The sequence below is a fragment of the Actinoplanes teichomyceticus ATCC 31121 genome, from assembly GCF_003711105.1.
GTDB classification, from domain to species: Bacteria; Actinomycetota; Actinomycetes; order Mycobacteriales; family Micromonosporaceae; genus Actinoplanes; species Actinoplanes teichomyceticus.
In genome coordinates this window covers 6,555,001-6,578,995 of the sequence record NZ_CP023865.1, presented here as the reverse complement: position 1 = coordinate 6,578,995, position 23,995 = coordinate 6,555,001, and the positions used below count along the sequence as shown (strand labels likewise).

Below are 23,995 nucleotides of genomic sequence, written 5' to 3'. Positions count from 1 at the left end.
TGTCGGATGGATGACCGGCACGGGGCGGATCGGTGTGCGCCAGGAGAACAATCGCGGCATGGAACCCGCGCAGAAGGAACGTACGCCGTTCTCCGACATCGACGGACTGCCGACACAGATGTCCGAGATGGTGCTTGCCGCGCTGACCGAGATGGGCCGGCACCCGGAGATCCGGCGGGTCCGCCGGGCCGGGTTCGACGCCCTGCGCCCGGCGCTCGGGGCGCGGCTGCTCGACGCGGGCTCCGGCAGCGGGGAGGTGGCCCGCCGGCTGGCCGCCGAGGTGGGACCGCGCGGCGACGTGATCGCCCTGGACCTCTCCGCGGCGGTCACCGCGGACGCGGTCCGGCGGCACGACGACAGCAACGTGCGCTACCTCACCGGCGACGTCTGCGCGCTGGACCTGCCCGACCGCAGTGTCGACGGGGTGTGGTGCGAGCGGGTGCTGCAGCACGTGGACGACCCGGACCGGGCGATCGGCGAGCTGTGCCGGGTGACCCGGCCGGGCGGGCGGATCTGCCTGATCGACACCGACTGGGACTCGCTGGCCTTCGACGGGGTGCCGGCCGCGCTGCGCGACACGGTGCTGTCGTACGTCGGGAGCCGTTTCACGCCGCCGCAGCGCGACATGGGGCGGACCCTGCGGCGCCGCCTCGTCGCGGCCGGGCTGACCGGTCTGGCCACCATCCCGGTGACGTGCCTGTTCGGCACCCCGGACTCGGCCGCCGTGGTGCTGCCGATGGTCAACCCGCGGGTGCCGGAGGACGCCTGGCGGACCCCGCCGGGCCTGCGTGACGAGTGGCTGGCCCACGTGGAGGCGGCCGGCGCCCGCGGCGACTTCCTGGCCGTGCTGACCATCTGGGTCGTGGCGGGCGACGTGCCGGAACCGGTCTAGCGGTCGACCGGGACCATGCGCTGCAGCAGGCGGTCGAGCGGCACGCTGGCGAAACCGATCCGTACGTCGCTGGAGGCGTACGGCAGCCAGAACCGTCCGTCGTGCACCATCGCGCCGCAGGAGTAGAGCACGTTCGGGACGTACCCCTCCCGCTCGATCTCGTCCGGCTCGATCAGGCCGTGCGGCAGATCGGCGATGACCCGCTCCGGGTGCTCCAGGTCGAGCAGCATGGCGCCGATCGCGTACCGCCGCATCGGCCCGACGCCGTGGGTGAGCACCAGCCATCCGGCCTCGGTCTCGATCGGTGAGCCGCAGTTGCCGACCTGGATCAGGTCCCAGCCGCGGTGCGGCACGAGCAGCGGACCGGCCGTCTGCCAGCGGTGGTGCTCGTCGCGGACGGCCAGGCCCAGCGTCTCGCCGTCGGAGCGGCAGAGCGCCATCTTCCGGCCCCCGACGTAGCGCGGGAACAGCGCCATGCCCTTGTTCCTGGCGGCCGGCCCGTGCAGCGCGGTCATCTCGAAGTGCCGCAGGTCGCGGCTGTAGATCACCCGCCCGGCGATGTTGACCCCGTCGTACGCGGTGTAGGTCGCCTGGTACGCCGGCCGCCCGTCCGGGTCGATCACCTGCACGAACCGGGCGTCCTCCATGCCCCGGCTCTCGCTCGGGGTGGCCGGCCACAGCACCCGCTGGTGCAGCGGCATGGTGGCCGGGAAGGTGACCGCGTAGTCGTCGCCGACGATGCGCCGGATCGGGTCCAGCGTGAGCGGGGTGGTCGGCCGGCCCAGCAGCTCGCGCGGCAGCTGGCTGAGGATGTCCTCGAACTCCTGGTCGTCGTAGCGGTCCGGCAGGGCGTTGAGGATGTACGCCGAGCACTCGTTGTCGATGTCCTCGTCGCCGAGCGCGGCGGACAGCTGGTGCTTCATGTGCTTGGCGCCGACCCGGTGGCCGATCGCGAGCGGCCCGTCCCGCTCCTCCAGCCGGATCGCCGGGCCGGGCCCGAGCACCACGCTGCAGAAGCCGATCGACGAGATGTGCCCCTCGCCGATCTGCCGCAGGCTCAGCGCCGCCCGCAGCTCGCCCGGGCCCAGGTCGCTCTGGTCGGGGTGCGGCACGATCGACGGGTTGCACAGCGCCGCCGCCTCCACCGAGAACTCGTGGCTGAAGTACGCCCCGATCAGCGTCCGCGCCGACGGCGACAGCTCGATCTCCGGTGGCACCCGGTGCTGCACCAGCTCGTAGTTGTGCTGGAAGGTGGCCAGGATGTCGTGGTGCCGCCCGGAGAAGCGTTCCACCACCTCGGCCAGCAGCTCGACGGTGTCGCTCTCGTCGAGCTGCAGCACCCGTTCGATCAGGCAGGAGGCGCGGTTGTGGGTGGCGAGAGCGTCCTCACCGGGCACGAACAGCTTGATCACCACGCGCCGGGCGTCCGGCGCCATGGTGAGGTGGTGACGGGTGATGTCGGTGGTGCTCAGGGTTGCTGTCACGCCAAGCCACCTGACGGTCGGGTCGCGCTCCGGCTCGCCAGCGTGCGGGCGTGCTGCAGCGTGGAGACGAGCGCGAGAGTGGATTCGGCTCCTTGGTTCAGATTAGGACCATCGGCCGTCAACCCGTCATAACAACCGCCTGACTCACTGTCGTACATCACCGTTCCGGTGTCGTTGTCGCCCAGGAACCACGTGATCGCCTGGAACAGCGCGGCGTCCCAGCGCTCGTCGCCGGTGAGCGCCGCGGCCGTGGCGCAGGCGTCCGCGGTGGCCGCCGCCTCGATCGGCTGCTGGTCGTGCCGGTGCTTCGGCACACCGGGACGCCAGCCGCCGACCGGCACGCAGGACAGGTGACCGTGGTGCTCCTGCATGCCGCAGAGCCAGTCGAGCATCCGCAGGCCGTCGCCCAGCAGCGCCTCGTCGCCGAGCAGGTCGCCGGCCGCGATGACCACCTCGGCCAGCGCCGGGTTGGCGTAGGTCAGCTCCGGCTCCGGCCACACCCACTCCGGGTCCGAGCCGGGCAGCCCGATCACGGTGGCCGCGTCGGCGAGCAGGTCGGCGGCGCAGCGGTCGCGTGGCTCGGCCCGCAGCACCTCGGCCGCGCCCAGGCCGGCGAAGGCCATCGCCCGGGGCCAGGGGGAGCGCCGGCGGGCGCCCAGGCGGAAGGCGTACGCCGCCTCCCGCCGGATCCAGCCGGCGCTGCCGCGGGCGGCGGCGGTGCCCAGGCCCCACAGCGCCCGGCCCCACCAGTCGCCCAGCGACGGCTCGTCGCGCCAGCACCGGTCGTAGCTCATCCGGTTGCGGAAGGCGCCGTCGGCGTCCTGCGCATGGGTGAGGAAGGCCAGGTACCGCTCGGCGGCCCGCAGCACCGCCGGCGCCGGCTGCGGCTCCCGGCTGACGACCAGCAGGCCCCGGGCGACGTCGTCGACGCAGTAGCCGTGCTCGCGCCGCGCTATCGCGGTCCGGGCGTGCTCCAGCAGGCCGGTGTCGTCGGAGAGCCGGAGCACGTGGTCGAAGCGCGGTTCGGGCACGTCGGCGAGCCGGATCGGTGGCGGGATCAGCCGCAGCGAGAGGCTCATGCCGCCGCCCCCGGCGCGCCGTCGACGATGCGGTCCATCGCGCCCCTCATGCCGGAATCGTGGCCGTGGCGAGCGGGGCGACCGGGGTGACCGCGGCGCGGGCGGCCAGCAGGCGGGCGGCCAAGGCCTGGTACCGGGCGGCCACCGCCGGCCAGCGCAGGGTCGGGCCGCCGGTGATCCCGGCCAGCCGCCCCGCCCGGCCCGGCTCGGCCAGCACGTGGCGTAGCGCCAGGGCCATCGCCTCCGGGTCCTGGTGCGGCACGAGCAGTCCCGGCCCGTCGGCGAGCAGTTCCACGGCGTGCGGGAACTCGGTCGCCACCACCGGCACCCCGGCGGCCACCGCCTCGATCAGCACACCCGAGGTGACCTGCTCGGTCGAGTCGTACGGCAGCAGCACCGCGTCCGCCGACCGGATCAGCCGGGACAGCTCGTCCGGCTCCAGGTAGGCGTCCAGCCAGCGCACCGTGTCGGCCACGCCCAGCTGCGCGGCCAGCGCCTGGAGGCTGTCGCGGTAGGTGTCGCCCTGCTGTTCGAGGACCTTCGGGTGGGTCCGCCCGGCGACCGTGTAGACCGGTGCCGGCTGCCGGTCCTGGAGCAGCGCCAGGCAGCGCAGCGCCCACTCGATGCCCTTGCCCGGGCCGAGCAGGCCCCAGGTGAGCAGGTGCGGCCGGGCGCGGCCGGCGCGCGGGGCCCCGGTGTGGCTGGCGGCCCCGTGCGGGATCACCGACACCTTGCGGGCGTCGACCGCGTAGTTCTTGGTCAGGCGGCGGCGCGCGGTGTCGGTCATGGTCACCACGGCGTCGGCGAGGTCGGCGATCTGCTCCAGCACCGCGCGTTGCAGCTGGTCCGGGTTGGCCAGCACGGTGTGCAGGACCACGATGCTGGGCACCTGGAGCGTGCGCAGCACCGGCAGCACCTCGGCGCCGGCGTCGCCCGGGTAGATCCCGTACTCGTGCTGGATGATCGCCACGTCGAAGCGGTTGAGCGCGGCGGCGGCGCCGGGCCAGCCGCCGGGCACGCCGGTGTGCCAGGTGTGCACCACCCGCGGGGCGGCCCGGTCGAGCGCGATCCCGCCGCCGGCGGCGTCCCCGGCGAGCAGGCGCACCACGCCCGATCCCCGGGCGCCGGGCGTCGCGGCGCTCAGGTGGGTGGCCAGGGCCGCATTGAAAGTCGCCAAACCGCATTGAGTGGGTGGATATGTACTCAGAAACCCGTATGTCGCGGGCATGTCAGGCCTTTCTCTCCTGGGCCGGCTGCCTCTCCGCAGCGCGGACTCCGCGCGCGGACGTGATGACGGGCTCCGCGCATGAAGGGCGTAAAGGCGTTCCGGGAATGTCCCGAATAACGCGCAATTCACATTGCGACGTTAACAAGATCTAGTGTTTACCTGACGATTTTTCGGTAGATCTCCAGGTATTGGTCCACCATCCGCGCCGCGGAGAAGCGTTCCCGGGCGCGCGCCGAGCAGGCGGCCCGGTCGATGTCCGCGATCCGTCCGACCGCGGCCACCGCCTCGTCGACCGAGTCCACCAGGCGGCCGGTCACCCCCTCGTCGACGACCTCCGGCATGGACCCTTTCCGGTACGCCACAACCGGCGTCCCGCACGCCATAGACTCCACCACGGAGAGTCCGAAGGGCTCGGCGAATCGGATCGGGTGCAGCAGCGCGGCGCCCGAGCCGAGGATCGTCCCGCGCTCGTCCGGTCCGACCGATCCCAGGTAGACCACCCGGTCGCCGTCGATGAGCGGCTCCACCCGCTCGGTGAAGAACCGGCGGTCCTGGACGATGCCGCACATCACCAGCCGGCGCCCGGCCCGGCGGGCGATCTCGATGGCCAGGTCGGTGCCCTTGTCCGGGTGGATCCGGCCGAACAGGACGAGGTCGTCCCCGCCGTCCGGGTGGAACGGCAGGCCGCTGAGGTCCACGCCGTGGTGCACGGTGGCCACATAGTCCAGATCGGGCGAGCGGTCGCTGTCGGAGATGGACACGTAATGCGAGTCGGCCCGGCGGTAGGCCGGCAGGATGTGCGGCCCGGAGAAGCCGTGCACGGTGGTGAGCAGCGGGGCCGCGCAGTGCGTGGAGAAGGCCAGCGGCAGCCAGTCCAGGTGGTTGTGGACCAGGTCGAACTCGCTCGCGCGGGCCAGCGCGTGACTGACGTGCAACGCCTCCCACACCCGGCCGTCGATGGCCTCGCTCTCCTCGTACCCGGTCGCCGCGACGCCGTCGAGGGTGGCCGTGGTGACCGAGTCCAGGGTGGCGAAGAGGGTGACGTCGACGCCGCGCGCGGTCAGGCCCTCGGCGAGCAGGCTGGTGATCAGCTCCCACGGGCCGTAGTGCAGCGGCGGGGTGCGCCAGGCGATCGGCCCCAGCAGCGCCACCTTCATGACAAAAGCCATTTTCCGGTAATAAACACGTGGACAGTATGCCTCCCGGTTACCGACGGCGTTCTCGTGTTAGAGAAGAGGAATGACGGATTCGTGGTGGAAGAAGGCGGTCGTCTACCAGATCTACCCGCGAAGCTTCGCGGACTCGGACGGCGACGGGATGGGTGATCTGCGCGGCGTCATCGACCACCTCGACCATCTCGCCGAACTGGGCGTGGACGTGCTGTGGCTGTCGCCGATCTATCCCTCGCCGCAGGACGACAACGGTTACGACATCACCGACTATCAGGACATCGAGCCGATGTTCGGCACCCTGGAGACGTTCGACGAGCTGCTCGCCGGGGTGCACGCCCGGGGCATGAAGCTGATCATGGACCTGGTGGTGAACCACAGCTCGGACGAGCACCCGTGGTTCGTCCAGAGCCGCTCGTCGAAGGACGACCCGAAGCGCGACTGGTACTGGTGGCGGCCGGCCCGCGAGGGCATGGAACCGGGCACGCCGGGCGCCGAGCCGACCAACTGGGGCTCCGTCTTCGGCGGCCCCGCCTGGGAGTACGACGAGAAGACCGGCGAGTACTACCTGCACCTGTTCTCCCGCAAGCAACCGGACCTGAACTGGGAGAACGTGGAGGTCCGCCAGGCCGTCTACGCGATGATGCGGTGGTGGCTGGACCGCGGCGTGGACGGCTTCCGGATGGACGTGATCAACATGATCTCCAAGGTCACGCCGCTGGTCGACGGCCGGTTGCCGGCCGGCGCCGCGTACGCCGACGGCTCCGCCGGTTTCGTCGGCGGCCCGCGCCTGCACGAGTTCCTGCAGGAGATGCACCGCGAGGTCTTCGCCGGCCGGGAGGGGCTGCTGACCGTCGGTGAGATGCCCGGCGTGACCGTGGAGGAGGCGCGGCGGCACACCGACCCGCGGCGGCGCGAGGTCGACATGGTCTTCCAGTTCGACCACGTCTGGGTGGACCGGGGACCGGACCCGTGGCGCCTGCAGCCGCTGCGGCTGACCGACCTCAAGGCGATCCTGGGCCGCTGGCAGGCCGGTCTCGCCGAGGTCGGGTGGAACAGCCTCTACTGGAACAACCACGACCAGCCGCGGGTGGTCTCCCGCTACGGCGACGACTCCCCGCGTCACCGGGTGGCCTCGGCCACGATGCTCGGCACCGTGCTCCACCTGCACCGCGGCACGCCGTACGTGTACCAGGGCGAGGAGCTCGGGATGACCAACCACCCGTTCGGCGGCATCGAGGACTTCCGGGACATCGAGGCGCTCGGGCAGTACCGGCAGGCGGTGGAGCTGGAGGGGCGTACCGCCGAGGAGGTGTTGACCGTGCTGCGCGCGCGGGGGCGGGACAACGCCCGTACCCCGATGCAGTGGGACGACTCGCCGCAGGCCGGTTTCACCACCGGCACCCCGTGGCTGGCGGTCAACCCGAACTACCGGGAGATCAACGCGGCCGCGCAGCGGAGCGACCCGGACTCGGTGTTCCACTACTACCGGCGGCTGATCGAGCTGCGGCACACCGAGCCGGCCGTGGTGGACGGCGATTTCACCATGCTGCTGCCGCACGACGAGCGGCTCTACGCGTTCACCCGCCGCCTCGGCGACACCGAGCTGCTGGTGATCGGCAACTTCTCCGGCGAGACGGCGCCGGCGCAGATCGACGACGCGGCCGCCTGGGCCGGCGCCGAGCTGCTGCTGACCAACCTGCCGGGGGCGACGCCCGAGTCGCTGACGCTCGCCCCCTGGCAGGCCGTCGTCTACCGGCGCAGGCTCAGCCGGTGATGGTGTCCCAGGAGTACCCGAGCAGCGCGAACGCCGCGCCGAGCAGGGCCAGGCTGATCCCGCGGGTGGCGATCGGCAGCGCCGCCAGCACCAGCAGGATCACCGCGATCAGATAGAACACTCCCTGGATGGACATGGATGCTCCTCGAAACCGTGGGGATGGGGCGGGCGACCCTGTACCCCACGGCTTCGCGGCGGCAAACCACGCCGCGGCGGCGCCGGGTGGGACCGGACGCCGGCCGGGTTGAGCCGGGGCCGCCGCGGGTAAGGGAGGCCGATGAGCAGTCATGTGGCGCCGCACCGCCCGCTCGCGCCGTGGTGGGCACTGGCCGGGTTCGCGGCGGCGGTCGCCGCCGCCGCGCTGATCGGCGTTCTCGGCGTGGCCGGCACCGCCGGGGAGTACCGGAGTCTGGACCGCCCGTCCTGGGCGCCGCCGTCGGCGGTGTTCGGGCCGGTCTGGACGGTGCTCTACGCGATGATCGCGGTGAGCGGCTGGCTGGTCTGGCGGCGGACCGGCTGGTCCACCCCGCTCAACTGGTACGCCGCGCAGCTCCTCCTGAACGCGCTGTGGACCCCGATCTTCTTCGGACTCGGGCGATACGGCCTCGCGCTGGCCGACATCGTGATCCTCTGGGTGATGATCGGGATGACCGTGTGGCGTTTCCGCCCGGTGTCCCGGGGTGCGGCCGCGCTGCTGCTGCCGTACTGGGTGTGGGTCACCTTCGCCACCGCCTTGAACGCCGCGATCTGGCTGACCAATCAATAAAACAGAGCTTATTTCACAAAACACCCCACATGTCCCTTCCGGCCCCGGCAAGGTGACAGAAGGTCGCCGGTTAACTACCGAAATGACCCCTTCCTCCGGCGGCTGGGGAGTTGTGCATGCGCCGGAACCGTCTCGTCACCGCCATGGTCGCCGCCACCCCGGCGGTCACGCTGGCCGCCATCGGCCTCGCCCCGGCCCACGACGAACCGCTGCTCCAGACCTTCCCGCTGACCGCCCCGGGCGGCGTGCGGCTCGTGGCCGCGGCCGACGGCCACCGCGTCGAGCTGCCCGAACGCGACACCGCACGGTTCAGCCTGGTCGGCGTCACCTGGGACGACCCGGCAGCGGCGGCGGCCGGGACCATCCAGGTGCGCACCCGCGCGGCGGGCACCCACGACTGGACACCGTGGCGGGTCCTGGAGACCGACGCGCCGGACGAGTCCGGCGGCGCCGAGGGCGCGCGGGTGCGGGGCGCGAGCGACCCGCTCTGGGTCGGGCCCTCGGACGGCGTGCAGGCCCGGGTGGTCGGCGGGGACGGTGAGCTGCCGGCCGGGCTGCGGGTCGACCTGATCAACCCGGACTCGCCGGAGCGGCCGCGCACGCGGATGGCGCCCGCCGCGCTGCAGCGGCCGGGCCGGGCCGGCGCGGCGCCGCTCCCGGTACGGCCGGTGCCGCGGATGCTGACCCGGTCGGCGTGGGGCGCCGACGAGCGCATCGTCACGGGGCCGCCCGGCTACACCGGCGCCACCGAGGTGTTCTTCGTGCACCACACCGCGACCGGCAACGACTACAGCTGCCGCAGCTCGGCCAGCATCGTCCGGGGCATCCAGGCGTACCAGGTGCGGAGCAAGGGCTGGAACGACGTCGGCTACAACTTCCTGGTCGACAGGTGCGGAACGATCTTCGAGGGGCGCCGCGGCGGGGTGGACCGCAACGTGCTCGGCGCGCACACCCTGGGCTTCAACACCAACGCCAGCTCGGTCGCGGTGATCGGGGACTACCGGTCGGCGCCGGTCCCCGCGGCGGCCCGGCTGTCGGTGGCGCAGCTGGCGGCGTACAAGCTCGGCGGCGCCGGCCGGGCGCCCGCCGGGCGCGTCGTGCTGGCCTCGGGCGGCGGCCCCAGGTTCGCGGCCGGCCGCCGGGTGCTGCTCAACCGGATCTCCGGGCACCGCGACGCCGGGCTGACCGAGTGCCCCGGTGACACCTTCTACGCCCAGCTCGCGGTCATCCGCCGGGTGGCCGGCGCGGCCCCGGCGGGGCTGCGCCTGCGGCGGATCTCCGGTGCCCGGCTGTGGTCCGGCCGGTACTGGACCCGGGGTCCGCTCGTGCCGCTCTGGGACCTGACCACCCCGACCCGCATGATCGACCGGTTCGACATCTACGTGGACGGCCGGCTCGTCCTGTCCCGGGCCAACTGGACCCGGCTCGGCCGGCTCCGGCTGCGCCCCGGCCCGCACACCGTCGCGGTGCGGGCGGTGCACCTGTCCCGGCGCACCGCCACCACCACCGTGCCGGTGGTCGCGGACGTGACCCCGCCGGACTTCACCGCGCTCCCGCGGGCCGCCCTCACCGCCGGCACCGTCGGTTCCACCGCGCCGGTCCGGCTCAGCTGGGCCGCCACCGACCCGGCCGGTCTGCACCTCGTCGAGGTCACCGGCGCGAGCCGGGCGGTGCTCGCCGGCGCCGTGCGCAGCCTGGGCGGCCCGGTCCCGGTGGGCCGGCCCAGCACCTGGACGGTGGCCGCGACCGATCACGCCGGGAACCGGCGGGCGGCGTCGTTCACCCGTACCCCGAGGATCCTGCAGGAGACCGCGGCAACGCGGACCGGGAGCTGGCGGGCCCGGCCGGGGGTCGGCCACCTGGGCGGCGCCGCCGCCCGCGCCACCTCCACGCGCTCGGCGCTGAGCTGGACCTTCACCGGCCGCTCCGCGGCCCTCGTGGTGGGTCGCACGGCGACCTCCGGCCGGATCAGGATCTACGTCGACGGCGCTTTCCAGGGGTACGCCGACACCCGCGCGACCAGCCCGCTCTACCGCCGCGTCGTCTGGACCCGGGCGTGGGCCGACGCCGGGCGGCACACCGTACGGATCCAGCCCGAGGGCACCGCCGGGCGCTCCGGCGTGATCGTCGACGGTCTGGCCTACCTGTCCTGAGCGCCGGCCGGTGGATGCCGCGCGCCCCGCCGTTCATCCCGACCGGTAGGCGGCCATCCGATCCTGCCGGTGGACGCCGTTCATTCCTGCCGGTAGGTGTCAGTCTCCGGCGGCAGGATGGGGTCCATGACTGGATTCGCCACTCTCGCGATGCTGAACATGGACGCCGCCGACCCGTCGGCGCAGGCCCGCTTCTACGCGGCCGTGCTGGGCTGGGAGGTGCTGCACGCCGACGGCGACTACGCGATGATCGGCGACGGCGCGACCAGCCTCGGGTGGGGCCGGGTGCCCGGGTACGCCGGGCCCGGCTGGCCCGCCGAGGCCGCCCCGAAGCGTTACCACCTCGACTTCTACGTCGACGACCTGGACAAGGCCGAGCAGCAGGCGCTGACCCTGGGCGCCACCAAGCCGGCCGGGCAGCCGCACCCGGAGCGCTGGCGGGTGCTGCTCGACCCGGCCGGGCAGCCGTTCGACCTCTGCCTGCGCTCGGCCTAGGAGCGGCCCGGGAGGCCGGCCGGGCGCGTGGCCCCGGCCGGCCCGTAGTCGCGCAGCGTGAGCGCCTCCGCCGTGCCGCACTGCCGGGCCAGGATCCGCCGGGCCGGCGGGTCGGCATCGACGTGGACAGCGCCCGGACCCGGATCATCGGCCGCGATCGCGGCGCGACCATCGACACCCCGCCCGGCGGCAGCTCCAGGCCCGCCGCCACGGAGTCGGTCATCTCCGCTGGTACGCGGCGAACGCCGACCCCGGATCGGGTCGGGTGGCCGACGCCTGGATCACCACCGGTGGCGGCGGGAGTGGTTGACAGACCGCCCGCCGCAAGCTCGATACGGTAGGCGGGTGTCTCAGATCCCGTGGTGGGGCCTGCCCCTCGTGGCCGCCGTGTTCGCCCTGGCCGGCGCTGCGGCCGCGCAGTTCGCCGCCGCCCGTAGCCGCGATCTGCTGAGCCGCCGGCGGCGCACCCGCCGGTGGTACGAGGAGCGCCGGGGCGCCTACGTGCAGCTGCTGTCCGCATTCGAGCGGGCCATCGTACGGCTGCGGGCGACCTTCGAGAGCGGGGAGAAGCCGCCGAGCGTGCTGGCGTACATCGACGAGGTCGGCCCGGCGCTGATGCCGGTGCGGCTGCTCGCCTCCGGGCCGGTGCGCAGCGCCGCCCTCGCCGTGCACCTGCAGCTGGAACGCCTGCACGGCCCGATGAACCCGGCCGGAGTCGCCGGCGTCCGCCCGGAGACCCACTTCCGCGAGCTGCTGGCCCAGGTGCCGCTGGTCATGCAGCAGTTCGAGGCGGCGATCCGCGAGGAGCTGGGCATCGAGGACACCCCGCCGCCGGTGTCGCACAACGCGAACGGCCGGGCACGGCGGCTGCCGCGCTGGGCGGTCCGCGCCACGGAGAACGGGACCGCGCTGACCGGCCCCGACCGCGAGCGGCAGTGAACGGGCCGGCGCTGACCGGCGCCGACGGCGAGCGGCAGTGAACGGGGCGGCGGTGACGGACGCCGACCGCGAGCGGCAGTGAACGGGGCGGCGCTGACCGGCGCCGACCGCGAGCGGTAGGAATGCGCTTTCCGCCCGGATCTGGAGCTGATCCCCGGCTCTGGTCCCGGCGGCAACGTATCGGGCAGGATCGAAGGCGTGACCGATCATCGTGCCCCACTCGACCCCGTCTCCGCCGCCATCGTCGGGAGCGGCCTCGTGGCCATCCTGCGCGCCCCCACCGCGGGCGGGTTCTCCGCCGTCGCCGACGTGCTCGTGTCGGCCGGCATCACCGCCCTGGAGGTCACCCTGACCTCGAAGGGCGCCATCGACGCGATCGCCGGCCTGCGCCGGCAACTCCCGGCCGGCACGGTCATCGGCGCCGGCACCGTGCTCACCCCGGACGACGCCCGGGCCGCCGTCGACGCGGGCGCGGCGTTCCTGGTCTCGCCGGTGCTCGACACCCTGGCCGGGCAGAGCGTGCCGTGCTATCCGGGGGCGTACACGCCGACGGAGGTGTACCGCGCGCACCTGGCCGGTGCCCCGCTGGTGAAGCTCTTCCCGGCCGGAGGGCTCCGGCCGGGGTACCTGAAGGATCTGCGCGGCCCGCTTCCGGACGTCCGCATCCTGCCGACCGGCGGCATCGGCCTCGACGACATCACCGACTGGCTCCGTGCCGGCGCGGCCGCGGTCGGCCTGGGCGGGCCGCTGATCGGCGACGCCGCCACCGGCGGCAGCCTCACCGCCCTGGCGGCACGGGCGAAGCGGGCGCTCGACGCGGTCGCCTTCGCGCGGTCATGACCGCGCCCGCCACCGCCGGTCCCGCCGTCCCGCCGCCCGTCGCGGGTTCCGCGGGATCGCGACCGCCTGCCGCCTCGGAGGAGCGCGCCGGTTCCGGCGGCCTCTTCACCTTCGGCGAGGCGATGGGGATCTTCGTCGCCGAGGGGATCGGCCCCCTGGAGCGGGCCCGCGGTTTCACCCTGGCCGTCGGCGGCGCGGAGAGCAACGTCGCGGTCGGCGTCGCCCGTCTGGGTGGGGACGCCACCTGGCTGGGCCGCCTCGGTCCGGATTCCACCGGGTCGCTGATCGCGGGCCGGTTGCGCTCCTGCGGCGTACGGGTGATCGCCGTCCCGGACGAGGCCCCGACCGGCCTGATGCTCCGCTATCGGCGGTCCGCCCAGTTCATCCACGCCGACTACCACCGGGCGGGCAGCGCCGGTTCCCGGCTGACCCCGGCCGACCTGCCGCCGGCCGAACTGGAGTCGGCCGGGATCGTGCATGTCACCGGCATCACGCCGGCGCTGGGCGACTCGGCCCGGGCGGCCGTCTTCGCCGCGGTGGAGGCGGCCCGGGCGGCCGGGGTGCCGGTCTCGGTCGACGTCAACTACCGCAGCAAGCTGTGGTCCCGCTTCGACGCCGCCCCGGTGCTGCGGGATCTGGTCGCCCGCGCCGACATCGTGTTCGCCGGCCCGGACGAGGCGGCGGTCTTCCTGGACGCCGCCGACCCGGTCGGCGCCCTGGCCGGGCTGGGCCCGGCCGAGGTGATCGTCAAGGACGGCGCCCGCGGCTGCGTCGCGGCGATCGGCGGCGAGCGGCTGACCGTCCCGGCCCTGCCGGTGACGGCGATCGACCCGGTGGGCGCCGGTGACGCCTTCGTCGCGGGCTACCTCGCCGAGCGGCTGGCCGGCGCGCCGCCCGCCCAGCGCCTGCGGACCGCGATCGCCGCGGGCGCCTTCGCGGTCACCGTGCCGGGCGACTGCGAGGGGGCCCCGACCCGCGCCGATCTGGCCGCCCTGACCGGAGGCGACATCAACCGCTGACCGGCACGCTCCCGGGCGGCGGCGCCGGTTGACCGCGGCCTCCCGGCCGGCGGCGCTGGTTGACCGCTGCCTCCCGGCCGGCGGCGCCGGTTGACCGCTGCCTCCCGGCCGGCGGCGCCGGTTGACCGCCGCCTCCCGGCCGGGACGGCTTCCCCCCGCCGCCGGTGCCGCGCCCGGACGCAGGTCACGGCCCGGATGTGCCGGTCGTGGTTGGACTGCCGGGCGAGCGGGTAGCGAAGAGGGCAGCGGCGATTTCATCGATTTCGAGGAGGCCGTGATGCAACCTACGCCGTTCACTCCGTGGTCCTGGCGCGATCCGGCGAGCCTGACCGGCACCGTCGTGCCGGCCGATGGCGACGTGGTCGACGAGGCCGGGCGCATCGGCGTGGACCTGGTCGGTTACCGGGTCGAGGCGATCGATGGGCACATCGGCTCGGTGGACCAGGCCAGTTACGACGTCGGTAGCGCATATCTGGTGGTGGACACCGGGCCGTGGATCTTCGGCCGCAAGGTGCTGCTGCCCGCCGGCACGGTGCAGAACGTCGACCAGGCCGGTCGCAAGGTCTATGTGGACCGGACGAAGGACCAGATCAAGGCGTCCCCGGAGTACGACAAGGACACCTTCGAGACGGCCATGTACCGGGAGCAGGTCGGTGCGTACTACACCGGCAGCTATCGGGATCACCCGCACTGATCGCGGATGATGCCAAGCCGCCCCGCCCGGACCCCCACGGGCGGGGCGGCTTCCTGTGCGGCCTCCGGCGGCTCCTCGGGGAGGGCCAGGAACTCGGCGAGGCGGGCCGCCGCGGTGAGCATCGCGTGCCCCCGGGCCCGCAGGCGGGACCGCCACTCGGTCAGGGACGCGGCCAGCGGCTCCGGTCCGCCCGCGCCGCGCACCTGGTGGAGCACCGTGGCGATGTACGGCAGACCGTACCCGCCGCGACGCAGCAGGTGCGCCAGGTCGGCGTCGCGGATGTCGTCGGCGGTGTAGACGCGCTGGTGGGTGGCCCGGTCGCGGGCCGGTACCAGAATCCCGGCCCGTTCCCACTTGCGCAGCGTGGCGGGGGTGACGCCGAGCCGGTGGGCGAGCGCGCCGACCGGGAGCGGGCGCTGCGCCGGGGCGCCCCGGGCGGGCGCGCGCAGGAAACCCGCGGCGGCCTCGACGGCGGTGAGCGTCTCCCGGTCCCGGGACAGGCGGGTGTGGCCGGCGTCGATGGTGGCGAAGGCGGTGTCCGGGTCGCCGCCGAGCACGGCCCGCATGATCACGCCGGCCGGGGCGTGGCCGTACGCGTCGGCGAGCGCGAGGAAAGCGCCCACCGCGACCATGTGCCGTTCGCCGTAGGCGCGATAGCCCGTCGCGGTGCGCCACGCCGGTGGGATGACGCCGTCGCGCTCGTAGTTGCGGATCGCCTGGGCGGAGCGGCAGTGCCGCCGGGCGAGGTCCACCGGCCGGTATCGAGTGGTTTGAGACTTCCGCATGTATGTCCAGCCACTCCTCGGCACAACTTTCACAGGGCGGTTCAACGATACGGTCGAGGTCATGCTTTCCGCTTTCCTTGCGGCGCACGGCACGCCGCGACTGCTCGCCCTCGGTGAGCCCGGCCATGCCGAGCCGGCGTTCCGGCTGCTGCGCAACCGCGTCTTCCAGGAGCTGGTCGCGGCCGGCTTCCGGTCGATCGCCGTGGAGTCCGACCGGACCGCCGCGCTGGCGGTCGACGACCATGTCGCCGGCGGCGCGCCCCCGCCCGGGGACGGCTTCGGTCACGGCCCGGGCGCGCTGCCGGCCGACCGCGAGCTGATCGCGTGGATGCGTACCCACAATGCCGGCCTGCCGGCCGCCGAGCGGCTCACCTTCCACGGCTTCGCCCCGCCGGCAGCGCCGCCCGCCGCCGATCCGGCGCCCGGCGCGGGGATGGTCGGGGTCCGGGACGCCCTGATGGCCGCGAACCTGGTGGACATCGCCGCCGCCGAGGCCGGCCGTGGCCCGACGCTGGTCTTCGCGCACAACCGGCGCCTGCGACGCGACCCGGGCCGCCGCTCGCCGGCCGGCACCCCTCTGCGGTGCCCCGGCCCCGGCGCGATCCTGGGCGAGGTGCTGGCCGGGCGGTACGCGGTGATCCTGGGCAGTCTCGACGACGGTGCGGCCGCCTTCACGTTCGAGGGCCGGCTGACCGCCGCGTCGCCCGCCGAGCCGGCGCTGTTCGACGCCGCCCGGCTGCCCCGCGTGCTGGGCGGCGCGCCGCGCGTGCGCACCGGCGTGCCCGCCGAGCGGGGCCGGTCCCCGCTCGACGCGGAGACGGTGGCCGGCTGCGACGCGATCCTGCACGTCCCGCCGATGACGCCGGACCCGGTGGATGCGCTCGCCGAACGGATCCGGCGCCTGCCCGGGGTGTCCGAGCTGATCGCCGGCCCGGACACCGGGGCGCCGGAGCAAAGCTGGGGCGACCGGTTCTACTTCGCCGGTGCGGAGCGGATGCGCCCGTTCGCCACGATCGTCGTGCAGGACGTGCCCGGCTTCGACGAGCGCTCCGGCCTGGACCGGCCCGGCGTCTTCCGGCTCAACGTGGAGCTGGGCCGCGCCGGGTTCCGCGAGCTGTTCGGGTACGGTCCGGAAGAGTTCGCGGCCCACCGCGACGGCATCGACTTCGCCGCCGCCGGCCGCTGGTTCCCGCACCCGGTCTACGCGGCGCAGGGCTGGGGATCGATGGTGACTCCGGGCGAGCCGCAGCGGGCCGAGGTGGACCGGCTCGTCGAGCGGGCGCTGCGGCGTTCGGCGCGGCGCGCGAGCCGGCGCTGACGCCGGCTCCGCGGCTGCGCTCCCGGCCCCGACCGGGCGGCGGGCCACGGTGACCGGATCGTTCCGGCAGCGGGCCGGATGATGCCTGTTCCGGCCGGCCCGGGACGCGTTCGATGGGGACATGACCGAAGCGCTGCTTGTCATCGATGTCCAGGAGTCGTTCCGGGCCCGCCCGCTGTGGCGGGCCGTCGACAACCCCGAGGTGATCGCGAACGTGCGACGGCTGGTGGACGCCGCCCGCGCGGCGGGCCGGCTGGTCGTCTGGGTACTGCACGCCGAGCCCGGCACCGGCGACACCTTCGACCCGGCCCGCGGCTTCGTCCGGGTGATGGACGAGCTCACCCCGGCCGCCGGCGAGCCGGTGCTGACCAAGACCGTGCACAACGCGTTCACCACCACCGATCTGCAGCACCGCCTGACCGTCGCCGGGGTGCGCGGGGTGACGGTGTGCGGCCTGCGGACCGAGCAGTGCGTCGAGACGACCGCCCGGTTCGCGTCCGACCTCGGCTACGACGTCACCTTCGTCACGGAGGCGACCGCCACGTTCCCGATCCCGCACCGCGACGCCCCGCGCGACCGGAGCGTCGAGGAGTTGCTGGCCGATCCGCGTACGCTGTCCGCCGCGGACGTGGTGGCCCGCACGGAGTACGCCCTGGCCGGCCGGTTCGCCACCATCCGTACCGTGGCGGAGGTCGAGAAGGGCTGAGGCGGATCGTGAGCGTGGTGGTCTTCGTCCTCACCCCGCAGGTGCACCTGCTGGACCTGGCCGGCCCGGCCCAGGTGTTCTCCACCGCGCCCGGCTACACCCTGCGCTACGTCGCCGAGTCGGCGACCGTGCCCACCTGGCAGGGCGTGGTGCTGCACGCCGACCTGGAGTGGCCCGCGCTGACCCCGGACGATCTCGTGGTCGTCCCGGGGTGGAGTGCGGGCCACGGCTTCTTCCGGACCGGCACGCTGCGCCGGATCGCCGATCACCACGCCGCCGGCGGCACCGTGGCCAGCGTCTGCGCCGGCGCGGACGCGCTCGGCCGGGCCGGTCTGCTCGACGGCCGCCGCTGCACCACCCACCACGACCTGCAGGACCTGCTGGCCCGCAGCTATCCGCGGTCGTCGGTGATCCGCGACGTCCTGTACGTCAGCGACGACCGGGTGGTCACCTCGGCGGGCATCGCCAGCGGCATCGATCTGGCGTTGCACCTGGTGGCGTTGCGGCACGGCCCGGCGGTGGCCGCCCGGGTGGCCCGGGAGATGGTGGTCTACGCCCGGCGCAACGGCGACGAGCAGCAGGCCGGGGTGATGCTGCGGCACCGGGCGCACCTCAGTGACGTGGTGCACCGGGTGCAGGATCGGATCGACGCGTCGTTCGACGGCCCGTTGCGGCTGGCCGGGCTGGCCGCCGGGGCGGGGGTCAGCGAACGTACCCTGACCCGGCTGTTCACCGCCGCGACCGGGCGCACCCCGCTGCAGTACCAGCAGCTGCTGCGGGTGGAGCGGGCGGAGTACCTGATCGGGCACGGGTCCACGGTGGAGGCGGCGGCCCGCGCGGTCGGGTTCGGCGACGCGAGAATGCTGCGGCGCCTGCGGTCCCGGGCGGCTACTCTCCCGGCGTGATGTTGCGCGGCGTTCTCTTCGACCTCGACGGCACGCTCGGTGACCACGACGGGGCGGTGGTCGCCGCGCTGACGGCCTGGCTGCCGACCGTCGGAATGGTCGCCGACCCGGCGACGATCGCGCGCTGGAACGAGATCGCCGAAACGCATCTGGCCGCCTGGCGGCGGCGCGAGATCGATTTCCGGGAACAGCGCCGGCGGCGGCTGCGCGATTTCGGTTTCCGGTACGCCCCGGAACGGCTCGACGAGATCCACGCCGGCTTCCTGACCGAGTACCGCAACGCCTACCGCGCCTTCGACGACGTGCCCGTGGCGCTGGCCGCGGTGGCGGGCGCCGGTCTGCGGGTGGCCGTGCTGACCAACGGCTCGGCCGTGCAGCAGCGAGCGAAACTGGCCCGGATGGGCCTGGCCGATCTGGGGCCGGTGTGGACTCCCGACGATCTGGGGATGGCCAAGCCCGATCCGGGCGCGTTCCGCGGGGCGCTCGCCCGCTGGGGACTGAGGCCCGGGGAGGCGCTCAGTGTGGGGGACAGGCATGATCTCGACGTGCGGGCGGCGCGGGCCGCCGGGCTGCGGGCGGTTCACCTGGACCGGTGGGGGACCGGGCCGTACGACGAACCGCACCGCATCGGCTCACTGCGTGAGCTGGCCGGTCACTTGTAGGTGACGTTGGCCTTGGTGAACTTGCAGGAGGTGCCGTCCCCGCCGGTGCTGCCCTTGTAGGTGGCCAGCTTGGTGGGCTCGGCGCCGGTCTTGTTGCCCCGGTAGGTGACGCAGACGGCGATCTTCCTGCTGCTGTCGTTCAGGATCGTGATGTTGCTGAGCGTGGCGGTGTCGCCGAAGTTCGCGTTGATGCCGACCAGCGACGAGCCGGGATACGTGGCGGTGAGGCCGTTGACCACGACCGTGCGCTTGTACTGGGTCTTGCAGTTGCCGCACGAGCGGTACAGCTTGCCGAAGTCGTCCACCGCGAAGTTCTTGATGGTCAGCGTGCCGCCGCCGTTGTGCTGGAAGACCTTGTCGTCGGCGCCCTTGGCCCCGCCGCCGCTGACCGTGTAGGTCGCGTTCGAGCCGCCCTTGAAGGTCGCGGCGTCCTCGCCGACGTTCTCCCACCACACGTTGGTGAGGGTGCACGAGCCGAGGCAGTGCACGCCGTCGGCGGCCGGGGAGCCGATGATGACGTTCTTCAGGGTGGCGCCGTCGGCCAGGGTGAACAGCGGGTCCTGGCCCTCGTCCTGCGAGTCGCCGCCCAGCGCGCCGCTGCCGTAGTAGCGCTTGAGGCCCCCGTCCAGGGTGCCGGAGACCGCCTTGGTGGCGGTCAGCTTGACCGTGCCGGTGGCGCTCGGCCAGGTCGCCGCCGAGGCGCCCTGCGTGTAGACGATCGCGCCGATACCCAGCCCGAGCGCCGTGATCGCCACCAGCCCGGTACGCCACCGCTTCCGCAGATTGTTGAACACGCGAAGCCTTCCTCAAATGAAGTGGGGATGAGGGGGGAACGGGAGTGATCCTGCTTGGCGGAAATGGCTCCTGTCAACTCTCCGAATCAATTAAGAAAGCATCCCGGAATGCAATTACGAATAACGCTGTCATAGACCAAGTGGGTGCCCGGACCGGAAAGGTTGCTCCGGCCCGCAGAATTTTTTTGCGCGACTGTCCGACTACTCGCGGTGAGTGGCGTGGACCGGTCCGGACAGCCCGGAGAGCGGCGCGCCGGAGCCGCCGTGCCGCCGCGCGACGATCTCCGCCGCGATGCTCACCGCGGTCTCCTCGGGACTGCGCGCGCCCAGGTCCAGCCCGATCGGCGAGCTGAGCCGGCCCAGCTCGGCCTCGCCCAGCCCGGCCTCGCGCAGCCGCCGCAGGCGGTCCTCGTGCGTGCGCCGGGAACCCATCGCGCCGACGAAACCCACCTCCAGGCGCAGCGCCAGCTCCAGCGCCGGCACGTCGAACTTCGGGTCGTGGGTGAGCACGCACACCACCGTACGGCCGTCGATCCGCCCCGCCTCCGCCTCGGCGGCCAGGTACCGGTGCGGCCAGTCCACCACCACCTCGTCCGCGCCGGGGAGCCGCCGCGCGGTGGCGAACACCGGCCGCGCGTCGCAGACGGTCACCCGGTAACCGAGGAACCCGCCGATCCGCGCCACCGCGGCCGCGTGCTCGGTGGCGCCGAACACCAGCATCCGCGGCGCCGGCCCGAACGACACCACCATCCGGCCGTCCGGCAGCAGCCCGGTACGCCCCTCGGCGAGCATCCGCCGCGCCGCCGGATCCCCGGTCGCCGCCGTCACGACGTCGAACCCGGCCGCGCCGGCCACCACGAGCGCGACCGGCTCGCCCGCCTCCACCGCCGCCACCAGCTGCGGCAGCCGCGGAAACGACTCGCGGTCCACCCGGGCGACCGCCAGCTCGACCGTTCCGCCGCAGGTCAGCCCGACCCCGACGGCCAGCTCGTCGGCGACGCCGAACCGGGCGACCCGGCTGCGCCCGGTCTCGGCCACCTCCAGGCACAGGTCGTGGACGGCGGCCTCCACGCACCCGCCGGAGACGCTGCCGACCGCCACGCCGTCCGGCCCGACGGCCATCGCCGCGCCGGGCGGGCGGGGCGCGCTCGACCAGGTCGCGGTGACCGTGGCCAGACCGGCCGGCTCGCCGGCCGACCACCAGCGCAGCAGATCGGCCAGCACGTCACGCATCGAGGTCCCCCGGGCGGTCCAGATCGGTGTCGTCGGCGACATCGCCGACATCCACCACCATTACCGCGCGGGACCGCAGGTAATCCCGGGCGCCGCGATCACCCGTCGCGCTCGCGGCGACGCCGCGCCAGTGCGCCCGCCCGAGCAGCACCGGATGGCCGCGCCGGCCGCCGTAGCCGCCCATCACCAGCGCGTCCGGCGCGGCGTGCACGGTGATCCGGCGGACCGCCTCGGCGCTGATCCCGGGCATGTCGACCAGCAGGACCACGGCCGCGTCCACGCTGTCGTCGGCGGCCAGCGCGGCCAGGCCGGCGCGCAGCGACGAACCCATACCGGTCGGCCAGTCCGGGTTCAGCACGGTCTCCGGCAGATCCGGCGCGGCCTCGACCACGTCCGCGGCGCGCGCGCCGAGAACCACCACGGTCCGGGCGCATCCGGCCCGGCGCAGGGTCCCGGCCGCATGCTGCACCAGCACCCCGTTCCGGTACGGGACCAGCGCCTTCGGCATCCCGAACCGGCGCCCCGCACCGGCCGCGAGCACCAACCCGGCCGTGTTCATCGCCCGAGCCTAGCCACGCCGCGTCACCGCGAGCCGCGGCCGGGCGGTGCGCCACCGCCACCGTGCGCCGCGCCGCCTCCTACCCCGGGAGGAGACGGCCCCCGACCGGTGGCCACCGCTCCGGCCGGCGGACGGGCGATCCGCAGCCCGTGGCCCGCGAACCTGACCACATGACCACCGTCGAAGTCTCCGCACCGCCTCGCCGGCGCCGGCCGCTGATCGCGCTGACCTGGGCGTCGCTCGCGCTGGCCGGCATCACCGCCATCGGCCTGGCCACCGACCCACGCGTCCTGACCGGGGCGCCGATTTGGCTCAAGCCGTTCAAATTCGCCGTCTCGTTCGCCCTCTACGCCTGGACCCTGGACTGGCTGCTGTCCGTGCTGCCGCGCCCGGGCCGGCTCGCCGGCCGGGCCGCGACGACCGTCGTCGGCGCCTCGGTGATCGAACTGGCGATCATCGTGGTCCAGGCCGCCCGCGGCACCACCAGCCACTACAACCAGACCACGCCGCTCGACGCGGCGCTCTGGTCGGCCATGGGCATGTCCGTCATGGTGCTGTCCGTGGCGCACCTGCTGATCGCGGTGACCGCGCTGCGCCGGCGGATCCCGGACCGGGCCGCCGCGTACGCCATCCGGCTCGGGCTGCTCATCTGCCTGCTGGGCATGCTGGCCGCGGTCCCGATGACCATGCGGCGGACCGGCGTCGCGGGGATCGTCGGGGCGCACAGCGTCGGCGTGCCGGACGGCGGCCCCGGGATGCCGCTCACCGGGTGGAGCACCACCGGCGGCGACCTGCGGATCGGGCACTTCGTCGGGCTGCACGCGCTGCAGGTGCTGCCGGTGCTCGCCTACGCCCTCGCGAGGTGGGCCGGGCACCGGGTGGACCGCGCGACCCAGGCCCGGCTCGTGCTGGTGGCCGGACTGGCGTACGGCGTACTGGTGCCCCTGCTGACCTGGCAGGCCCTGCGGGCGCAACCGCTGCTGCGACCGGACGCCGCCACCCTCCTCGCGTTCGCGGCCCTGGCCGCGGCCACCGCGGCCGGCATCGCCACGGTCCTGTCCCGGCGGCCGCAGGCCCTACGCTGAGCGCCATGTCCCGGTTCCTCGACGCGCGAGACACCCGCACGCGCTCGCTGCTGCTGGACCTCAGCGGCCTGGGCTACCTGCTCGTGGTCGGCCAGACCGGACGCCCGCCGACGCCGCCGCAGTGGGCCCTCGCGGCGCTCGCCTTCGCCTCCGCCCTGCTGCTGCACCGCCGGCAACCGATCAACCTGCTGGTGCAGACCACGCTCTTCGCGGTCGCGACGGTCCGGCTCGACGACGCGACGATCAACCAGGTCGGCACCGCCTGGGCGATCGGCGAACTGGCCCTCTGGGCGCCCCGGACACGCCACCTGGTGGCCGGGACCGCCGCCGTGGCCGCCGTCCACCTGATCTGCGACCCGCCCACCTCGCCCGGCCGGATCACACCGAGCCTGATCGGGCTGGCGGTCAACCTCGGCCTGCCGGTCCTGCTCGGCCTCGTCGTGCGGACCACCCGCGAGGTGAGCGTGCAGGCCGAGCGGCGGGCGCTGGAGGAACAACGCCGGCGCGAGTCCGAGCACCGCGCGGCCCGCGCCGACGAGCGCGGCGCGATCGCCCGGGAACTGCACGACGTCGTCGCCCACCACGTCGCGTCGATGGTGCTGCGGGTCGGGGTGGCCCGGCACGTGCTGCCGGACCTCGACCCGCGGGCCGCGGAGGTCTTCGACGACGTCCACCGGACCGGCACGGCGGCGTTGGCGGACCTGCGGCGGCTGGTCGCGGTCCTGCGAGACCCCGATGCGGTACGCGGGGACGCCGCCCTGACCGCGATCGACCCGTCCGCGTTGCCGGCCGCCCTGGACGGGGCGGTGGAGACCGCCCGGACGGCCGGAGTGATCGTGGAGGCCGAGATCGACCCGGCGGTGGCGCGGCTGGACGCGGTCCGCGGGTTGGCGCTGCTGCGGCTCACCCAGGAGGCGTTGACGAACGTGGCCAAGCACGCCGGGCCGGATGCCCGGGCGCAGCTGCGGGTGGCGATGAGCGGGACCGAGCTGCATTGGTCGGTCACCGACGACGGCGGGCGTGGCGGCGGCGTACCGGACGCCGCGCCCCCGCCGTCTGCCTCCCGGACGGGCGCTGCCGGCTCCGGGCCGTCTCCTTCCGTGCCGGGTGACGGCCGGTCCGGGCCGTCTCCTTCCGTGCCGGGTGACGGCCGGTCCGGGCCGTCTCCATCCGCGCCCCGTGACGGCCGGTCCGGGCCGTCCGTCTCCCCGGCGGGCGACGGCGGTGCGGGAAGCGTTCCCGGCGGCGGGCACGGGCTGACCGGGATGCGGGAGCGGGTCGCGGTGCTCGGCGGCTCGCTCGTCGCCGGGCCGTCCGGCCGGGGATGGCGGGTGGCCACGGTGCTGCCCGGGGAACACCCGGCTGCCGAGTCGCCGGCGGCGACCTTCACCGACCCGCCGGCACCGGGCCATC

24 protein-coding genes (1 of these 24 cut by a window edge) are annotated in these 23,995 nt (G+C 74.2%); 15 read left to right on the top strand and 9 right to left on the bottom strand.

Features of this window, described 5'->3' with window-relative positions:
• Positions 1 to 58: 58 nt before the first annotated feature.
• Positions 59 to 892, top strand: a complete 834-nt coding sequence (locus ACTEI_RS28880) for a methyltransferase domain-containing protein (protein ID WP_122982470.1) — start codon at positions 59 to 61, stop codon at positions 890 to 892.
• Here ACTEI_RS28880 and ACTEI_RS28875 read toward each other — a convergent pair.
• The 4 genes from ACTEI_RS28875 to ACTEI_RS28860 all read right to left on the bottom strand — a co-directional run bounded on the left by ACTEI_RS28875 (position 889) and on the right by ACTEI_RS28860 (position 5,840).
• Positions 889 to 2,376: a glycoside hydrolase family 130 protein gene (locus tag ACTEI_RS28875; protein WP_122980533.1), complete on the bottom strand. Its 1,488-nt coding sequence runs from the start codon at positions 2,374 to 2,376 to the stop codon at positions 889 to 891. The genes ACTEI_RS28880 and ACTEI_RS28875 overlap by 4 nt on opposite strands.
• Positions 2,373 to 3,455, bottom strand: a complete 1,083-nt coding sequence (locus ACTEI_RS28870) for a glycosyltransferase (RefSeq protein ID WP_122980532.1) — start codon at positions 3,453 to 3,455, stop codon at positions 2,373 to 2,375. Before ACTEI_RS28870 ends, ACTEI_RS28875 begins: the two co-directional genes overlap by 4 nt.
• 46 nt (positions 3,456 to 3,501) lie before the next feature.
• Positions 3,502 to 4,683: a glycosyltransferase gene (locus ACTEI_RS28865; RefSeq protein WP_122980531.1), complete on the bottom strand. Its 1,182-nt coding sequence runs from the start codon at positions 4,681 to 4,683 to the stop codon at positions 3,502 to 3,504.
• Between the two features lie 155 nt (positions 4,684 to 4,838).
• The gene (locus ACTEI_RS28860) at positions 4,839 to 5,840 is read right to left on the bottom strand and encodes a glycosyltransferase family 4 protein (RefSeq protein ID WP_122980530.1); all 1,002 of its coding nucleotides are present in this window, start codon (positions 5,838 to 5,840) and stop codon (positions 4,839 to 4,841) included.
• A gap of 82 nt (positions 5,841 to 5,922) precedes the next feature.
• Between ACTEI_RS28860 and ACTEI_RS28855 the strand changes: the two genes are divergently transcribed.
• The gene (locus tag ACTEI_RS28855; RefSeq protein WP_122980529.1) at positions 5,923 to 7,629 is read left to right on the top strand and encodes an alpha-glucosidase; all 1,707 of its coding nucleotides are present in this window, start codon (positions 5,923 to 5,925) and stop codon (positions 7,627 to 7,629) included.
• Here the strand turns inward: ACTEI_RS28855 and ACTEI_RS37480 are convergent.
• Positions 7,619 to 7,765 carry a hypothetical protein gene (locus tag ACTEI_RS37480; protein WP_164466170.1) on the bottom strand — a complete coding sequence of 49 codons (147 nt, stop codon included), beginning with the start codon at positions 7,763 to 7,765 and terminating at the stop codon, positions 7,619 to 7,621. The genes ACTEI_RS28855 and ACTEI_RS37480 overlap by 11 nt on opposite strands.
• A gap of 141 nt (positions 7,766 to 7,906) precedes the next feature.
• Between ACTEI_RS37480 and ACTEI_RS28850 the strand changes: the two genes are divergently transcribed.
• The 7 genes from ACTEI_RS28850 (at position 7,907) to ACTEI_RS28820 (ending at position 14,535) form a co-directional block, all read left to right on the top strand.
• The gene (locus tag ACTEI_RS28850) at positions 7,907 to 8,395 is read left to right on the top strand and encodes a TspO/MBR family protein (RefSeq protein WP_122980528.1); all 489 of its coding nucleotides are present in this window, start codon (positions 7,907 to 7,909) and stop codon (positions 8,393 to 8,395) included.
• Positions 8,396 to 8,511: 116 nt separating this feature from the next.
• Positions 8,512 to 10,548, top strand: a complete 2,037-nt coding sequence (locus ACTEI_RS28845) for an N-acetylmuramoyl-L-alanine amidase (protein ID WP_122980527.1) — start codon at positions 8,512 to 8,514, stop codon at positions 10,546 to 10,548.
• Positions 10,549 to 10,674: 126 nt separating this feature from the next.
• Entirely contained in the window at positions 10,675 to 11,043 is a 369-nt protein-coding gene (locus tag ACTEI_RS28840) for a VOC family protein (protein ID WP_122980526.1), read from the top strand.
• Between the two features lie 345 nt (positions 11,044 to 11,388).
• Positions 11,389 to 11,982 (top strand): hypothetical protein, encoded by a 594-nt coding sequence (locus ACTEI_RS28835; RefSeq protein WP_239082065.1) that lies wholly within the window; start codon positions 11,389 to 11,391, stop codon positions 11,980 to 11,982.
• Positions 11,983 to 12,180: 198 nt separating this feature from the next.
• Positions 12,181 to 12,822, top strand: coding sequence for a bifunctional 4-hydroxy-2-oxoglutarate aldolase/2-dehydro-3-deoxy-phosphogluconate aldolase (locus ACTEI_RS28830; protein WP_122980525.1), 642 nt, complete (start codon positions 12,181 to 12,183; stop codon positions 12,820 to 12,822).
• Entirely contained in the window at positions 12,819 to 13,841 is a 1,023-nt protein-coding gene (locus tag ACTEI_RS28825; RefSeq protein WP_122980524.1) for a sugar kinase, read from the top strand. Before ACTEI_RS28830 ends, ACTEI_RS28825 begins: the two co-directional genes overlap by 4 nt.
• A gap of 277 nt (positions 13,842 to 14,118) precedes the next feature.
• On the top strand, positions 14,119 to 14,535 hold the full coding sequence (locus ACTEI_RS28820; protein ID WP_122980523.1) for a PRC-barrel domain-containing protein: 417 nt from the start codon (positions 14,119 to 14,121) through the stop codon (positions 14,533 to 14,535).
• Here the strand turns inward: ACTEI_RS28820 and ACTEI_RS28815 are convergent.
• Positions 14,523 to 15,320, bottom strand: a complete 798-nt coding sequence (locus tag ACTEI_RS28815) for a TioE family transcriptional regulator (protein WP_122980522.1) — start codon at positions 15,318 to 15,320, stop codon at positions 14,523 to 14,525. The genes ACTEI_RS28820 and ACTEI_RS28815 overlap by 13 nt on opposite strands.
• Positions 15,321 to 15,381: 61 nt before the next feature.
• On the opposite strand from ACTEI_RS28815, the gene ACTEI_RS28810 reads away from it, so the two are divergent.
• The 4 genes from ACTEI_RS28810 to ACTEI_RS28795 all read left to right on the top strand — a co-directional run bounded on the left by ACTEI_RS28810 (position 15,382) and on the right by ACTEI_RS28795 (position 18,911).
• Positions 15,382 to 16,638, top strand: coding sequence for a DUF6194 family protein (locus ACTEI_RS28810; protein ID WP_122980521.1), 1,257 nt, complete (start codon positions 15,382 to 15,384; stop codon positions 16,636 to 16,638).
• Positions 16,639 to 16,759: 121 nt separating this feature from the next.
• Complete coding sequence (locus ACTEI_RS28805; protein ID WP_122980520.1) at positions 16,760 to 17,344, top strand: cysteine hydrolase family protein; 585 nt, start codon at positions 16,760 to 16,762, stop codon at positions 17,342 to 17,344.
• 8 nt (positions 17,345 to 17,352) lie between these two features.
• Positions 17,353 to 18,249, top strand: coding sequence for a GlxA family transcriptional regulator (locus ACTEI_RS28800; protein WP_122980519.1), 897 nt, complete (start codon positions 17,353 to 17,355; stop codon positions 18,247 to 18,249).
• Positions 18,249 to 18,911: an HAD family hydrolase gene (locus ACTEI_RS28795; protein ID WP_164466303.1), complete on the top strand. Its 663-nt coding sequence runs from the start codon at positions 18,249 to 18,251 to the stop codon at positions 18,909 to 18,911. The genes ACTEI_RS28800 and ACTEI_RS28795 overlap by 1 nt, the downstream gene beginning before the upstream one ends.
• Here the strand turns inward: ACTEI_RS28795 and ACTEI_RS28790 are convergent.
• The 3 genes from ACTEI_RS28790 to ACTEI_RS28780 form a co-directional block, all read right to left on the bottom strand.
• Entirely contained in the window at positions 18,902 to 19,705 is an 804-nt protein-coding gene (locus ACTEI_RS28790) for a pectate lyase (RefSeq protein WP_122980517.1), read from the bottom strand. The genes ACTEI_RS28795 and ACTEI_RS28790 overlap by 10 nt on opposite strands.
• Positions 19,706 to 19,906: 201 nt before the next feature.
• The gene (locus ACTEI_RS28785; protein ID WP_307837860.1) at positions 19,907 to 20,980 is read right to left on the bottom strand and encodes an XdhC family protein; all 1,074 of its coding nucleotides are present in this window, start codon (positions 20,978 to 20,980) and stop codon (positions 19,907 to 19,909) included.
• Positions 20,931 to 21,497 (bottom strand): nucleotidyltransferase family protein, encoded by a 567-nt coding sequence (locus tag ACTEI_RS28780; protein ID WP_122980515.1) that lies wholly within the window; start codon positions 21,495 to 21,497, stop codon positions 20,931 to 20,933. Before ACTEI_RS28780 ends, ACTEI_RS28785 begins: the two co-directional genes overlap by 50 nt.
• Positions 21,498 to 21,667: 170 nt before the next feature.
• Here ACTEI_RS28780 and ACTEI_RS28775 point away from each other — a divergent pair, with 170 nt between their 5' ends.
• Together ACTEI_RS28775 and ACTEI_RS38695 are read left to right on the top strand one after the other, a co-directional pair.
• Positions 21,668 to 22,582: a hypothetical protein gene (locus ACTEI_RS28775; RefSeq protein ID WP_122980514.1), complete on the top strand. Its 915-nt coding sequence runs from the start codon at positions 21,668 to 21,670 to the stop codon at positions 22,580 to 22,582.
• Between the two features lie 5 nt (positions 22,583 to 22,587).
• A protein-coding gene (locus tag ACTEI_RS38695; RefSeq protein WP_239082063.1) for a sensor histidine kinase crosses the window boundary here: on the top strand, positions 22,588 to 23,995 show its 5' portion. 221 nt of this gene lie beyond the right edge of the window; the window shows 1,408 of its 1,629 coding nt (coding positions 1–1,408); it begins with the start codon at positions 22,588 to 22,590; its stop codon lies off the right edge, out of view.